The following is a 15,198-nucleotide window of genomic DNA, read 5'->3' on the forward strand; positions in this document are numbered from 1 at the left end:
TCCTTAAAAACGATATTTAACGCCGACTTCGTAAGAGCGACCTTCATTAGGTTGGCCATATCCTTCGTAGTGCGATTCGTCTAGTATGTTGTTTAGATTTACATAGGCAGAAAATTGCGGTGTAAAGGCTTTCTTAACACCCATATCAATAGTTAATGTATCGCTTTCCCATTCGTCTGAATCAACATCAATTAAAATATCCGTACGGTAACGAACACGTAAATTACTATCAATGTCTAACGTGGGTTGATGCCAATTTAACATCGCAGTCAATGAGTTTTTAGGGATATCACGGAAGTAGTCAGATTCACGATCTTCACTTTCATTGCGTGCGTGGGTGTAACTGTAATCGAGTGATAAATTGATATTTTCTGATAACTGGCTTAGCGTGCTGAATTCTATACCGTAAAATTTAGATGTTCCCACATTTTGATTAACCTCAAGATCCCAGTCTGGATCTGTTGGGTCTGGGAGGTAAACAGCCACAATTTTATCGCTAATATCATGATAAAATAGACCAATATCAATATTGTTTAACCAAGTATAGGTAAGATCATTTTTCCAACCTAATGTATAACTGGTATTGCGTTCAGGTTTAAGGTCATGACGAGCACCGGTATCATCAAACATTTCCGAAAAAGTAGCAAAACGAGTTTTTTGTGCAATTGAACCATAAACAAGCCCAGCATTATCAAAGGTGTAACTCATACCTAAGCTAGGGTCAAACGTATCTGAATCTTCTTCATCTGTGTCTGCATCAATGCCGCGGTCTTCACCAACAGTTTGTTTATGCCAGGCCAGGCCTGCAACAACATTGAGCGCGCCAAATGTCATGGTATCTTCAGCTGCAAAACTAATCGTATCTAATTGAGAACGTTCGTAATCGTGAGATTCATCAGGATCAACATAAGCGACATTTTTTTTCTTATGGACATCATTTTTATAGTTAACAGATACACTTAAACGATTCCAATCGGTAAAGTCCATATCGGCAAAAATAGCTCCACCACCGGTATAATCACTATAGCTACTCACAGCCAATTTTACGTATTGCTCAGGAGTATCGTAAGAATCATAACTATCATCGTGGATATGATAATAAGCTAATGCTCGTAGAGTGAGTGAATCATTAATACGGTGCAGACCACTTAAATCAACCCCAGTGTCTTTATATTCAGAAATTTTTGCAAAACTACTGAAGTCGCTGAAAACTTTGTTGTTGCGGGTGTTATAAGGAAGATCTCGTTCGGTATCAAGATTAAACACACTGGCAAAAATCTCACTATTTTCATTAGCGAATCCTCCACGAACCCAGAAGTTAGTGGAGTCATAAGATGAGTTTTCGCGTTTATCGCCATCTTCTACAATCATCTGTTTCGGTAAGTCGCCATACTTATCTTTTACATCAGAAAGTACAGGTTCATAGTCATTAGACATTCTCATGGAGTCACGGCCACGGTGGTTTACCGTTGCAAATAAACTAAAACCATTTTTACCCAGACTAATTGATGCTGATTCATTATTTTGGCCCATTTGGCCTAGTGAGGCTTCAAGGTCGCCACTTATTCCATCTTGACCTTTTTTAGTAATAATATTAACTACGCCACCCATACCATTTGGACCATACAGTACTGATGACGCGCCTTTAGTAACTTCAATTTTTGCGATAATGCTTGCTGGGATTTGGTTTAAATCTAACTGACCGTAATTGGTTTCATAATATGGCACACCATCCAGAAGGATTAATATTTTGTCTTGCTCAAACCCTTGAATTGTTATAAATTTTTCGCCCTTACTAGACTGAGCCGTATGAACGCCAGGAATATAATCTAGTGCATCAGCTACCGTTTTTGCACCAACCAATTCAATTTGGTCTTCTGTCATTGTGTTATTAATTGCAATATCTTTAACACCAGTCTGTCCGGATACAACAATTTCACCTAAGGAAAATACATCACTTTCATCACTGGCGATTGCTATTTGGCATGTCAACAAGCTGCAAACTGCGATAGCAATTTTGGTTTTTTTTACTTTAGTCATCATAGATTCCATCTCTTCAATATTGATTAACATCAGCCCGTAAATTTATGACTTCCATATTCTATTCTCACCATCCGTGGTATTTTTATATGGTTTTTAACTTAGGAAGAAAGGATGTAAATAACCCTTTACTAGTGATATAAGCAACTTACTAGTGATATAAGCAACGTCTTGATTAAGACCTATATAAATGTGTGCATTGTTACTACGAGCCAAGCAGAACTCAATATGGACAAATAAGAATTACAATCAACGCAACAAAATATCAGTAAATGGAAAAGAAAAATAAAAAAAAGGACAAATTGTCCTTTGGGGAAATGAAATTGTTAAAAATGAAATTAAGATAGTCGAGTTGGCATATATAGGTATTTATAAGGTTAATCCTGACCCCATTCTTTTATTTTCCTATCGATGGTTTTACGAGCTACGCCTAAGTGTTCTGCGGTTAATATTCTATTACCTTGGTAAATATTCATGACTCGAAGGATATGGGCTTTTTCAATTTCTTTGAGGCTCCATTCAATAGGGAAGTCATGTTCATTATGCTTTCGTTCAAGTTCTTTTAGCTGAGTTTGCATAAAATAATGTTGGGGGGTTATGTTCTGTAGCAGACATTTTTCTATAGTATTTTTAAGTTCTTGCGTGTTATTTAGCCAGTTATGTTCAGTAAGGCTTAAAAAGTCTGATGCTTGCCAAGTTTGAAATCGAGACAGAATTTGACCATAGTTTTCTCCCATAGCCATCAGTAATTTATTAGTGAAAAATTTTACTAATGTAACAATATCTTCTGGGTGTTGAGACAGCGGGGGTAAACTAATATTAACCACTGCAATTCGATAATAAAGATCACCTAAAAATGTCTGATTTTTTACCTGATTTAATAATAATGATTGGCTTAAGCTAATAAGGCGTATAAGAGAGTTATTTTTCAATACAGGACTATTTAAAAGGTGTAATAATTGAATTTGCTCCGTAATTGAAAGCAAATTAATATGTGTTATGACTAAAAAGGTGTGTAGTTTGGCTTGTGTGCAGCGGCTTGTAAGTATATGCCAATCTACCTGGGATGCATCACGACAATCAATATTAATCATCTGACTTTTGGATGTCGAAAAGAGTTGTAACTGTTTAATTGCGAGTTTTTTCCCCGTTCCAGCTTCTCCTTCAATAAGTAAAGGAAGGTTATTAAGGCTAATCTCATATAAGTTTTTTCTTATGTTTTGGATTATTCCGCTTTCTCCTATAAATAATGAATGTTGTTTATTGTTAGTAATATTTGGAAATTTTTGATGGGATAGACGAAATTGCCATTGCCTAATGGCTCGCTCAACATCACTGTTAAACAATGGTTTAGCTATAAAGTCGCATGCCCCCATACGCATAGCCTTAATAATTAACTCTGGTTCGTTAGATCGACTTGTGAGTATAAAGCTAAGTGGAAAACACAATTCAGCAATCTCATCTCTAGTATTTTTATGCACGGTATGGGGAGTATTTATTTGTTTGATATCTGCTAAAGCCTGCCGAAAATCTTTTAATAATGTCGAGTCGATAATGATTAAATTGAAATTAAATCGTCGAAAGCTCACCTTGGCCAGTTCAGCTGTGCTGGTATGCTGAACAAAACCAAAGTATAGCCTTAAAATGGGTTCAAGTTTTTGCCAAGCATTGAGGTCGGGTTCAATAACTAATACCGCAGCATCAGCAATACAGCTAGGTGATTTGTTATTGTTCATTGATATTTACCATTTGCTTCATTCGTTAATATTTTGTTGATATTTAATCATAAATTGAACATGAGTATGATGTCTAAAGCTGATTTTAAATACAAGCTCCATAAATCGAACATTGACCACAGAACTGTAAAATTATTTTATTGGTTATTTGTAGCAGAGAGCGAAAAAATTTAGAATAACAGAATTACTTTGGGTCTAATTACTTGTAGGGATACTATGCCAATTGATTCAAATATCGTTTATATGAGCACTAAACAAGTTGCTGAATATTTAGATTTAAACGAGAAAAAAGTTTATGCAATGGCAAACCATCGAATTTTGCCTGCAACTAAGGTAACGGGTAAATGGTTATTTCCTAAAGTATTAATCGATAGATGGTTGATGGACTCATGCCATAGTGGGATGCTTTCTGACAGAATGCATATTACTGGTAGTGATGACCCACTCATTTCTATGTTGGTTGCACAGCTAATGTCTAAAGGAAATCATCAAGAAATTATTAGTTATAGTGCCACTGGATCGACGTTAGGTTTGGAGTTGCTCTCTCGGGGGTATGCCGATGTTTGTAGTATCCACTGGGAAAATCAACAAGGTAACAGAGACAGTTTGTATTCTTTGCTTAAAAGTTTTCCTAATCACCCTCAGTGGGTTTTAGTGAGCGGCTTTGAACGTCAACAAGGCTTAATGGTTCGTCAAGAAATGGCATCATTTTTTGATGACGAAGCCAAACTATCGCAACAACCATTACGTTGGGTTTCTCGCCAAAAAGGGGCCGGGAGTCAGCGGCATTTAGAACATTGGTTGATGCAACAAGATGTTAATCCCGATGAGTTATTGTTTAGTGCAACGGCTCAGTCAGAACGCGAATTAGCGGGTTATATAGCACGTAAAAATGCTGATATTGGCTTCGGTTGTCAAGCTGTTGCTGTTGAAAGTGGTTTGCATTTTATTCCCAAACTCACCGAGTCATTTGACTTTGTTATGTCGCAAAGTATTTTTTTTAGGCGTCAGTTACAAGCATTATTAGAGTTGTTAAAACAACCTCAAACAGCACAATTGGCCAATATGCTAACAGGTTATCAATTTGGTGAAAGCGGAAAAATCATTTGGAATGGACAGTAATTCAATTTTTAAGAGACTCCTCTCCATGTATTCCTAACAATATTGTCTTTACTATGCATTTATTATCTAATTTTTGTACTACGTCATGATAAATAACAGCACAACCTTATTTACTTAACTGTTATGCTTACTCTGAGTCCTTGTTTTGAGAGTGCGATGGATAAATCTGTTTTTTTAGATGCGATGAATATTACTCGCTGGCGTTGTGCCGATAAACCGTTAAAGCCTTATTTAGTGCTGCATGATCTTGATGCTGATTTATCGGATCAAACATTGTTAAATGATGTACTGGGCTTATTGAACATTGACATTGATCAGTGCGAGTTTGAATGTGAAATGATCAAAGGTCCACAGGTTGTTTGGGATATGCGTAAAGTTAAAACTCGCCCTCGTGTCGCTTGGATTGTTAGTGCGCCTATCAGTGACTTATCCTCTCATCCGGATGAGAAACGTCAACTGTGGCAACAGATAATACTGCATATCAATAAATCTGATGTCGATGCGGAGGGTGCCCGTGCACAACACTGAATCGTACACTATTGGCAATCTTACGCTTGATGATGTTCCTGATATGGCGAATATAGAAGCTAAGGCACACACTCACCCTTGGTCTAAAGCGGGCTTAGCTGATTGTTTTGGCCCCTTGTATCGGATTATTGGTTTGAAGCAACAAAGTCAGTTATTGGGTTTTGCAGTGGTGCAGCAAATTATCGATGAAGCGACATTACTTGATATCTGCATTGATCCTGCACACCAAGGGTTAGGGCTTGGTTTGTTGCTTATAAGACAGGTTTTTGATGATGCTAAACAAGCCGATGCCGTGGTGGTGATGTTAGAAGTGCGACAGTCAAATATTGTGGCGAAAGGATTGTATGAGAAAGTTGGTTTTATTGAGTCTGGTCGACGTAAAAATTATTATGCTACTGAAGGTGGTAATGAAGATGCCATTTTAATGGATTTGTCTTTGGTTTGATTTAGCAGAAGATAGATTTATAGGCATAAAAAAACAGCGCTATATTTGCGCTGTTTTTTTATGCAGGTAAAGATAGTTATTTAACTTCTTTGCCCTGTGCTTGTAAATCTGCATGATAGCTTGAACGAACCAATGGACCACAGGCAGCATGGGTAAAGCCAAGTTCATCGGCTAATGCTTTCAATTCATCAAATTCAGCTGGTGGAACATAACGTTCAACAGGTAGGTGGAATTTAGACGGTTGTAAGTATTGACCCAGTGTTAGCATTTCTACGTTGTGGGCGCGAAGATCTCGTAGTACGTCGGCGATCTCTTCGTTAGTTTCACCTAAGCCCATCATTAAACCAGACTTAGTCGGGATAGTTGGGTGACGCTCTTTAAAGCGTTTAAGCAAATCTAATGACCATTGATAGTTTGCGCCTGGACGTGCTTTACGATAATGAGCTGGCGCTGTCTCTAAGTTGTGGTTAAACACATCAGGAGGCTCGGTGGCTAAAATATCTAAAGCGGCATCGATACGGCCACGGAAATCAGGAACCAGAGTTTCAATCTTAATTTCTGGGTTTAATAAACGTATTTCGCGAATACAATCAGCAAAATGTTGTGCGCCACCATCACGTAAATCATCACGGTCGACTGAAGTAATAACAACATACTTTAGTTTCATGTCTCTAATGGTTTGTGCGAGCTTTTGTGGCTCTTGAGCATCAGGTTTTAGTGGACGGCCATGGGCTACATCGCAGAATGGGCAGCGACGGGTGCAAATTGCTCCAAGGATCATAAAGGTCGCCGTGCCGTGGTTAAAACATTCTGCTAAGTTTGGGCAAGATGCCTCTTCACAAACCGAATGTAATCCATTTTTACGTAATGCTGCTTTTATATCGAGAATGCGTTGGTTTGATGCAGGCAATTTAACTCGCAACCAATCTGGTTTACGCAGCATAGTTGCGCGCTCTGATGGCACGACTTTTATAGGAATTCGGGCGACTTTCTCGGCATCACGTAATTTGACACCTGGTTGTAATCTTTCAGGCCTATTCATTATTCTGCTAATCCTTGATGATGTACAAGTTGTTGATAGCCCATAATTTGGCTAAAGGTTTGGATTAATTTATCGCCAGCTTCAAGCACGGTTTTGGGTCCACCTAATGCTTTACATTGCACCATTTCTAAACCCGCATATCCGCAAGGATTGATACGTTGAAACGGGGCTAAATCCATGTCGACATTTAATGCTAAGCCATGAAAAGAGCAACCTTTGCGGATACGTAATCCTAAAGAAGCAATTTTTCGCTCTGTAACATAAACACCTGGAGCATCAGCTTTTGCATACGCATTGATATCGAAATAGGCGAGCATATCAACAATACTTTGCTCAATATTGTTCACTAATTGACGAACACCTATTTTATTACGTTTGATGTCAATAAGTGGATAAACCACTAATTGTCCCGGTCCGTGATAGGTAACTTGACCACCTCGGTCGACTTGAATAACCGGAATATCACCTGGATTGAGTATATGCTCGCTTTTGCCAGCCTGGCCTTGGGTAAATACTGGTGGGTGCTCAACTATCCAAAGTTCATCTTGGCTGTCGCTATCGCGAGTATCGGTATATTGCTGCATTGCATGCCATGTTGATTCATAGTCCTGCATACCAAGGTGGCGAATGTGCAGTGTTTGTGCTTGCAAGGGCAACGCCTCCCACCAGATGAATGGTGTGTATCCACTTAATAAATTAATTGTTGAGCATTATACTCAAGTTTATGAGTAATGATGACCCTTTTTGGCGCTTACAGTACGCGTTTTACACCTTCGATGGCGGCAAGATCTATATACGCTTTTTCAATATGCTCTTTACTGGTCACAGTAATACGGATTGTGATTGAATTGTAATGACCTTTACTCGATGCTTTAACTGTTGGAGCATAATCACCCGGGGTAATTTGTTGTGCAACAGCAACAACACGATCTGCTAAGGTATCATCTGCTTCGCCAATCACTTTAAAAAGGCATGCACTAGGGAATTCCATTACTTGGTCAAACGTTGTATTTAACATTAGCTTACTCGATTCTGTGTTTGATATTACTAATATGGTGGCTATTATAACGGATTCAAGTCTGACAGATCTTAAAAAATTAAAGCCGCAGATTAGGCGGCTTTAATTAGTTGATTCACTAATAAATTAATTAGTGAATCAAGTAAATCTATTTAATTATTCAAACCAACTTGCGAACATTTGTTTGAAATAATCCATTAACTTACTGAACCAACCGCCTTCTTGAACTTCATTCAAGGTGACGAGTGGAAACTGAGCGATGTCTTTTCCATCAAGTTGGAAAAATACTCGGCCTACAGTTTCGCCTTTCGCTAGCGGAGCAGCTAATGGTTTAGTTAATTCAAAATTGGCTTGTAAATCTTTTGCTTTACCACGACTAAGGGTAATAGGAGTATCGGTCATGACACCAAGATCAACGGTTTCTCTATCGCCATACCAAATTTTTTGAGTGACAAAGGTATCGCCAGCTTTGTATGGTGTGATGGTTTCAAAGAAACGGAAACCATAATTGAGTAATTTTTTACTTTCTGCCTTACGTGCTGATTCACTTGCTGTGCCCATGACGACTGTAATAAGACGCATGCCATCGCTAGTACCAGATGAGACTAAGTTGTAACCTGCGCCAGATGTATGGCCAGTTTTAATACCATCAACATTGAGGCTTTTATCCCATAATAATCCATTACGGTTATATTGCTTAATGCCGTTATAAGTAAATGACTTTTCGGAATAAACTTTGTATTCGTTAGGCACATCTCGGATTAATGCTGCCGCGAGTATCGCCATATCATAAGCGGTGGTTTTATGATTTTCTGAGTCTAAACCATGAGAGTTTTCAAAGTAGCTGTCTTCCATGCCCAATTGCTTGGCCCATGAATTCATTAAATCAACGAATGCACCTTCTGTTCCAGCAATATGTTCAGCCATAGCTACACAAGCATCATTACCTGATTGAATGATAATACCGCGGTTTAAATCGTGAACTTTGACTGTTTTACCCACTTCGATGAACATTTTTGATGAATCAGGGAAATTTTTTGCCCAAGCATTTTTACTAATGGTGACATCGTCATCTAACGTAATATTACCGACACGGAGTTCATGACCAATCACATAACTGGTCATCATTTTGGTTAGACTTGCAGGGTTTAAACTCTCATAAGCATTTTCTTCGGCAATGATTCTGCCAGAATTATAATCCATGAGCACGTATGCTTTGGCTGCAACACTTGGTGCATCTGGTGTCACCATAGGGGCGCGATTTGGCGTTGGACGTATATCTGGTTGTGGCGTTGCTGCGAGTGAAGAAAAACAGACAACTGATGCTATCAGCATTGTTGTTAATTGAGCGGTTTTGGAAGTCATCATGAAGTTAGCACGTCTCTTGTTAGTCGAAGAAAAGACAAAAATTAAGCGGTATAATTTTATCGATTATACAATCTTTTGATTATACATTAGTAGGCAGTCATTTCGCATTAAGGTTCATTCATACAATGTAAATGAACCTTAATGAAACCCTTTAGGGGTAATATTATTGTTTACGGTACGATAAAACTCTGCGGATAGCCATTTGATTGAATACGATCTAGCAATTCATTAGTTAGATGGATTTGTCGAATAGGACCCAATTGCAATCTGTGCATACCATTTATCGAGGTGACGCGAGAGGTCACCGCATATTGAGTTTCTAGTTGCTTTGCCAGCATATTGATACTTAATATGTTTTGAGATGCAGCAACTTGAATAAAGTGATTCTCATTATCTGTTAAGTCGCTTATCGCTCGCGCTTCTGCAGAGGGAATATAAATGGTCTCAAGTGCTACTTTTGCGGTTCCTTTTGCGAGCATGCCTAAATGATAAGCCGCTGCATAAGAGAGGTCTATCACTCGGCCATGATGAAACGGTCCACGGTCATTTACCCGGACAATAATTTGCTTATTATTGTCTAAATTGGTGACTTTGACATAGCTTGGTATCGGTAAGTTTTTATGTGCCGCAGACATAGTGTACATGTCGTAAGTTTCGCCACTTGATGTTAAATGACCATGAAACTTTGATCCATACCATGATGCATTACCTTGCTCTTTGAATCCCTTGCCACTGTCTAGCACTTTATAGCTTTTACCTAATACCGTGTAATCACGATTACCTTGTCTGCTATAAGGCTCATATTTGGGTTGAGCATTTTTAACCAAACTGACATCTGGCGCATCATCAGGATAGCGGTCATTAGCCATTTGATAGCGACTTTTTTTCCCAGAAGGAGATGTCTTTGCGTCATTAGACGAACAGCTTATAAGGAATATGCTGCTGAAAATGATTAACAAGATGAAACGGTAATTAATGGCCATATTGATTTACCGATTTATGATGAGCGTTAAGTTGTTGACTGAACTGATAAACCGCCATTGCGTACAATGGACTACGATTATAGCGAGTGATCACATAAAAGTTTTTAAGTCCTAGCCAATATTCAGCATTTTCTGCTTGGTCGAGTTTAATTAACATAGCTGCTTGTGATGCATCAATATCTTGGTTATTGGCCAAGCTTAAGCTTGGACTCAAAATGTCAGAAACCTTGTAATGCAATTTTTCTTTAGTCCACACTTTTGCTTTGGGCGCCTGGGTTGATGTGTGATTAAGCAATAATGCGACAGGCTGACCTTTTTGCCAACCATGTTGATGAAAGTAATTGGCGACACTGCCAATAGCATCGACTTTACTGGTTAACAAATCTCGTCGACCGTCGCCATCAAAATCGACCGCATAATGGCGGTAACTTGATGGAATAAATTGGCCGTAACCCATTGCGCCGGCATATGAACCTTTTAAGGTGTTTGCATCGAGTTTCTCTTCTGTAATTAAAGACATTAAGTTGGCATATTCACTGCGAAAGAAGGTTGATCGCGGTGGGTAATAAAAGCCCAAGGTGTACAAGGCATCTTTAACGCGATAATTACCTAGATAGCTACCATAAAATGTTTCAATACCAATAATGGCCACAATAATTTGCGGGTCAACATTAAACTTTTCAGCCGCGTCAGTAATTGCCTGCTCATTTTCCTGCCAGAACTCGAGTCCTTTTTGCAGACGTTTATTGGTTAAAAAAATCGGATAGTATTGATACCAAGGTTTCGCTTCCCAAGGTTTTGATATTGCGTCAATAATCGTTTGGTCGAAATTAGATGATGCTAAGAATTGTTCAACTTGTTGTTGATTAAATCCTTGTTTTACTTGCGCAGCCACAAATGCTTTTTTCGCGGCCTGAGTGTCTATTTCGGTCATTGCATTGGCGTCAAAAAAGGCACTGATGAATAATGCAAAACTGAGAATTTTAATGGTTATTTTAGTCATTGTTATTCTTAGTCCTATCTGTCGACAAAGCGTCTGTGGGTGTGAATGCTCATTAAGATACCAAAGCCTGTCATTAAGGTCAGCATCGAGGTTCCACCATAACTTATCAGTGGCAAAGGTACACCTACTACGGGCAAAATGCCTGATACCATGCCAATATTGACAAAAATATAGACGAAAAATGTTAGGGTAATACTACCGGCTAATAAGCGTGCAAAACTGGTTTGTGCTCGAGATGCAATAATCAACCCTCTGCCAATCACAAATAAGTACATTGCCAGTAACACTAAACTACCTATTAAACCAAATTCTTCACCGATTACCGCAAAAATAAAGTCGGTATGGCGCTCTGGTAAAAACTCTAGTTGTGATTGAGTGCCGTCAAGCCACCCTTTCCCCCATAACCCACCAGAGCCAATGGCAATTTTAGATTGGATAATATGATAACCCGCGCCTAAAGGATCTTGTTCAGGATTGAACAGTGTTAATACCCGAGTGCGCTGATAATCGTGCATCAAGAAAAACCATAATACGGGTAGAAAGATTAAAATGGCAGTAACAAAGCCGCCCACAATGAGCCAACTCATGCCAGAGAGAAATAGCACGAATACACCAGACGCTGCCACTAAAATAGAGGTACCTAGGTCGGGTTGCTTAGCTATCAGTAATGTTGGGATCAGTAGGATAATGACCCCACCCGCTAGATAACGCTTTTTGGGAGGCAGTGGGAATTTACTGATATACCATGCCATGGTGATAGGGAAAGCCAGTTTAATGAGTTCCGATGGTTGAAACTCCATAAAGCCGATATTTAGCCAACGTTGTGCGCCTTTATTAATGGTGCCAAATAGTTCGACACCTACGAGTAACGCAATTCCGGCTAGGTAGATTGGAAATGCCCAGCGTCTGAGTATTTCGGGGTTGATTTGGGCAAAACAAAACATGACACCCAGTGACAGTGTCATACGCACGAGTTGGCGTTCCATCATCGCGGGGTCTTCACCACTGGCAGAATAGATCACAAAAAGACCAAATCCCATTAGCAATAAGATGCCCGTCAGTAATGGCAAGTCTATGTGTAATTTTTGCCAAAACGATTTTTGATATGGATGATGATTCACGGTTTTACCGCCCATTCGTCTCGTAAAATATATTCATCGAGCAATGCTCTTGCTAGCGGACCTGCATTTTTACCACCCCAGCCTGCATTTTCTAATACAACAGCTAATACAATACGAGGGTTTTCATAAGGTGCGTAAGCAACAACGAGTGCATTGTCTCGTAAGTGTTCTGCAATGGTATTGGCATTATACTTTTCATCTTTGCCGACGCTAAATACTTGTGCCGTACCGGTTTTCATTGCAGCGGTATAAGTGGCATCGGTAAAGCGCGATTTATCAGCTGTTTGACGCATCGCTTCATTAATGATGTCCCAGTTGTGAGGGTCTTTGAGCTCTATTGGTGGCTGCTCATCAATGGGTACATCAATTTTGACGGTATTATTTTTGAATGATTTTAATAGATGAGGCGTAAAGCGTTTGCCCTTGTTTGCCATAATCGTAACCGCGTTAGTAAGTTGTAATGGTGTAGTTGTCCAGTAACCTTGGCCAATACCTACCGAAATAGTATCACCGTTATACCAAGGTTGGTTGTAACGCATTCTTTTCCAGTCTCGAGATGGCATAACGCCATCTGATTCTTCAAAAATATCAATACCAGTACTTTTGCCAAAACCAAAACGGTCCATAAAGATTGCCATTCTATCAATGCCAACTTTATAGACGAGGTCATAAAAGAAAATGTCACAGGAATCGACAATGGCATGATAAATATCAACCCAACCATGGCCCCATTTTTTCCAATCGCCCCATTTGCGATCTACTCCTGGCATTTGCCAATAACCCGGGTCCCAAATTCGGGTGCGTTCGTCAATGATTTTTTCTTCTAAACCAAGTAACGCTACGTGAGGCTTGATAGTGGATGCTGGGGAGTATTGCCCTTGGGTTGCACGATTGATTAATGGCCGTGATTTATCATTTAATAGTTCATTATAAGCTTTTGAGCTAATGCCGTGGACAAACGGATTTGGGTCATATGTTGGACTTGACACCATCGCTAATACGCCACCATCTCTAGGGTCGATAGCTACAACAGATCCGCGCCGACCATCAAGTAGTTCCATGGCTTTTTGCTGTAATTTCAGATCCAGTGTGAGATATATATCTTGTCCCGGTGTCGGTAGGGTAACTTTGAGGGTACGGATCACTCTGCCACGGTTATTGACCTCTTCTTCGAGATGACCAGGCATACCGTGGAGCAGGCTTTCATAAAACTTTTCGATCCCGAGCTTGCCAATGTCTTTGGTTGCAGCATAGTTTTTCCAGTTGCCGCTTTTTTCAAGCAAGCCTTTATCTCGGCTATTAATTTTACCGACATATCCCAACACATGGGTCATTAAATCATTATAGGGATAGCGACGTTTAAGACCCGCTTCAACATAAATCCCTGGGAATTTATATTGATTAACACTAAAAATAGCCACTTGTTCTTCGGTTAATTTACTTTTAATGGTTAATGGCTTAAACCGACGATGAAACTTTAAGGTTTCAGTGATACTTTCACGCTCATCTTCAGAGAGTTCAATGAGGGTATTAAGCTCATCGAGGGTAGCGGTAATATCACTGACTCTTTCGGGAATAAGTTCTAAAGAATAATAAGGCTGATTTTCGGCTAATAACACCCCATTGCGGTCATAAATCAAGCCACGGCTGGGCGCAGTAGGGACGACACGAATACGGTTGTCATTCGAACGAGTTTCATAGTCTTTATAAGAGACAATTTGCAGGTGATAAAGATTCGAAAATAATATACACAGTAGTAAGAATACGCAGACAAAAGTGAACAATGCACGGCGTTTAAATAACGCTGCCTCTGCGGCGTGATCATGCATGGTAATGCGCTTTCTTGGCGGCACTTATGCTATCCCCGTCGTTGCCCAATTAAAGGTTGGATTATAAAAAGTCACTGTATCAGCTGATGAATATGAAAAAAAGAGTTGCATGATAATCATTATCGGTAAGTTTAGCTATTCATGCGACTGAGTTTATTCTCTGTGATATGGATGGTTATTGTTGATACTCCAAGCTCGGTATAGACTTTCTGCCACAATAACCCTAACCAAAGGATGGGGTAAGGTGAGAGCTGATAAACACCAGCTTTGGTTGGCAGCCTCTTTACAAGCAGGTGAAAGTCCTTCTGGGCCACCAATCAGTAAGCTGACATCTCTACCATCGAGTTGCCACTTTGTCATTTGCTCAGCAAGTTCTGGAGTTATCCAGTTTTTGCCGGGTAAGTCTAAGCTGACAATGTGGTTACCTTTGGCTACTGCCGCTAGCATTAACTCGCCTTCCTTATGTAAAATTCGGGCGATATCGGCATTTTTTCCGCGCTTCCCTGCTGGGATTTCGATGAGTTCCAAAGCCATATCTCTAGGGAAACGGCGTTGGTATTCTTCGAAGCCTCGGGTTACCCAATCGGGCATTTTGGTGCCAACGGCAATGAGCTGTAGCTTCATTATGCGCTGTGTTCAGACCACAGTTTTTCAAGCTCGTAGTACTCACGAGTTTGTTCTTGCATTACATGCAAAATAACTGAACCTAAATCAACTAATACCCATTCACTGCTGTCACGGCCTTCAACCCCAAGAGGTTGTACTCCGGCGTCTTTTGCAGACACGATGACGTGTTCACCAATAGAACGAACGTGTGTTTTTGATGTACCAGTACAAATGATCATAGTATCGGTGATGGTTGACTGCTTAGATACATCTAAAACAGTAATGTTTTTTGCTTTTAAATCTTCGATTTTGTCGATAACAAAATCTTTTAGTTCGGTGCCTTGCACTCGAAGTACC

General features: G+C 39.7%; 15 protein-coding genes. 3 read left to right on the top strand and 12 right to left on the bottom strand.

Annotation, left to right across the window (positions count from 1 at the left end; genetic code table 11):
• Positions 1-3: 3 nt before the first annotated feature.
• Positions 4-2,043, bottom strand: a complete 2,040-nt coding sequence (locus tag ABIS04_RS03690; protein ID WP_350432663.1) for a TonB-dependent receptor — start codon at positions 2,041-2,043, stop codon at positions 4-6.
• 374 nt (positions 2,044-2,417) lie between these two features.
• Complete coding sequence (locus ABIS04_RS03695; protein WP_350432664.1) at positions 2,418-3,776, bottom strand: sigma 54-interacting transcriptional regulator; 1,359 nt, start codon at positions 3,774-3,776, stop codon at positions 2,418-2,420.
• A gap of 216 nt (positions 3,777-3,992) precedes the next feature.
• Between ABIS04_RS03695 and ABIS04_RS03700 the strand changes: the two genes are divergently transcribed.
• From ABIS04_RS03700 to rimI, 3 genes are all read left to right on the top strand, one after another.
• Positions 3,993-4,898, top strand: a complete 906-nt coding sequence (locus ABIS04_RS03700; RefSeq protein WP_350432665.1) for a helix-turn-helix transcriptional regulator — start codon at positions 3,993-3,995, stop codon at positions 4,896-4,898.
• Between the two features lie 156 nt (positions 4,899-5,054).
• Complete coding sequence (locus tag ABIS04_RS03705) at positions 5,055-5,426, top strand: DNA polymerase III subunit psi (protein ID WP_350432666.1); 372 nt, start codon at positions 5,055-5,057, stop codon at positions 5,424-5,426.
• The gene (gene rimI / locus ABIS04_RS03710) at positions 5,398-5,871 is read left to right on the top strand and encodes a ribosomal protein S18-alanine N-acetyltransferase (protein ID WP_371833615.1); all 474 of its coding nucleotides are present in this window, start codon (positions 5,398-5,400) and stop codon (positions 5,869-5,871) included. Before ABIS04_RS03705 ends, rimI begins: the two co-directional genes overlap by 29 nt.
• 76 nt (positions 5,872-5,947) lie before the next feature.
• Here rimI and lipA read toward each other — a convergent pair whose 3' ends face one another.
• The 10 genes from lipA to rsfS form a co-directional block, all read right to left on the bottom strand.
• The gene (gene lipA, locus ABIS04_RS03715) at positions 5,948-6,913 is read right to left on the bottom strand and encodes a lipoyl synthase (protein WP_137222722.1); all 966 of its coding nucleotides are present in this window, start codon (positions 6,911-6,913) and stop codon (positions 5,948-5,950) included.
• Complete coding sequence (gene lipB / locus ABIS04_RS03720) at positions 6,913-7,563, bottom strand: lipoyl(octanoyl) transferase LipB (protein ID WP_137222720.1); 651 nt, start codon at positions 7,561-7,563, stop codon at positions 6,913-6,915. Before lipB ends, lipA begins: the two co-directional genes overlap by 1 nt.
• 101 nt (positions 7,564-7,664) lie before the next feature.
• The gene (gene ybeD, locus ABIS04_RS03725; RefSeq protein ID WP_137222718.1) at positions 7,665-7,931 is read right to left on the bottom strand and encodes a DUF493 family protein YbeD; all 267 of its coding nucleotides are present in this window, start codon (positions 7,929-7,931) and stop codon (positions 7,665-7,667) included.
• Positions 7,932-8,087: 156 nt separating this feature from the next.
• The gene (locus ABIS04_RS03730; protein WP_350432667.1) at positions 8,088-9,299 is read right to left on the bottom strand and encodes a serine hydrolase; all 1,212 of its coding nucleotides are present in this window, start codon (positions 9,297-9,299) and stop codon (positions 8,088-8,090) included.
• A 170-nt stretch (positions 9,300-9,469) separates the two neighbouring features.
• Positions 9,470-10,282, bottom strand: a complete 813-nt coding sequence (locus ABIS04_RS03735) for a septal ring lytic transglycosylase RlpA family protein (RefSeq protein ID WP_140233418.1) — start codon at positions 10,280-10,282, stop codon at positions 9,470-9,472.
• Complete coding sequence (mltB, locus tag ABIS04_RS03740) at positions 10,272-11,285, bottom strand: lytic murein transglycosylase B (RefSeq protein WP_350432668.1); 1,014 nt, start codon at positions 11,283-11,285, stop codon at positions 10,272-10,274. Before mltB ends, ABIS04_RS03735 begins: the two co-directional genes overlap by 11 nt.
• A 14-nt stretch (positions 11,286-11,299) precedes the next feature.
• Positions 11,300-12,421 (bottom strand): rod shape-determining protein RodA, encoded by a 1,122-nt coding sequence (gene rodA / locus ABIS04_RS03745; RefSeq protein ID WP_167495979.1) that lies wholly within the window; start codon positions 12,419-12,421, stop codon positions 11,300-11,302.
• Positions 12,403-14,259, bottom strand: a complete 1,857-nt coding sequence (mrdA, locus tag ABIS04_RS03750; RefSeq protein ID WP_350432669.1) for a penicillin-binding protein 2 — start codon at positions 14,257-14,259, stop codon at positions 12,403-12,405. Before mrdA ends, rodA begins: the two co-directional genes overlap by 19 nt.
• Positions 14,260-14,388: 129 nt before the next feature.
• Positions 14,389-14,859 carry a 23S rRNA (pseudouridine(1915)-N(3))-methyltransferase RlmH gene (rlmH, locus tag ABIS04_RS03755; protein WP_137222709.1) on the bottom strand — a complete coding sequence of 157 codons (471 nt, stop codon included), beginning with the start codon at positions 14,857-14,859 and terminating at the stop codon, positions 14,389-14,391.
• The gene (gene rsfS / locus ABIS04_RS03760; protein ID WP_140233421.1) at positions 14,859-15,188 is read right to left on the bottom strand and encodes a ribosome silencing factor; all 330 of its coding nucleotides are present in this window, start codon (positions 15,186-15,188) and stop codon (positions 14,859-14,861) included. The genes rlmH and rsfS overlap by 1 nt, the downstream gene beginning before the upstream one ends.
• Positions 15,189-15,198 lie beyond the last annotated feature (10 nt).

Origin of the sequence: Shewanella sp. H8 (assembly GCF_040285065.1) — a bacterium.
GTDB lineage: Bacteria > Pseudomonadota > Gammaproteobacteria > Enterobacterales > Shewanellaceae > Shewanella > Shewanella polaris.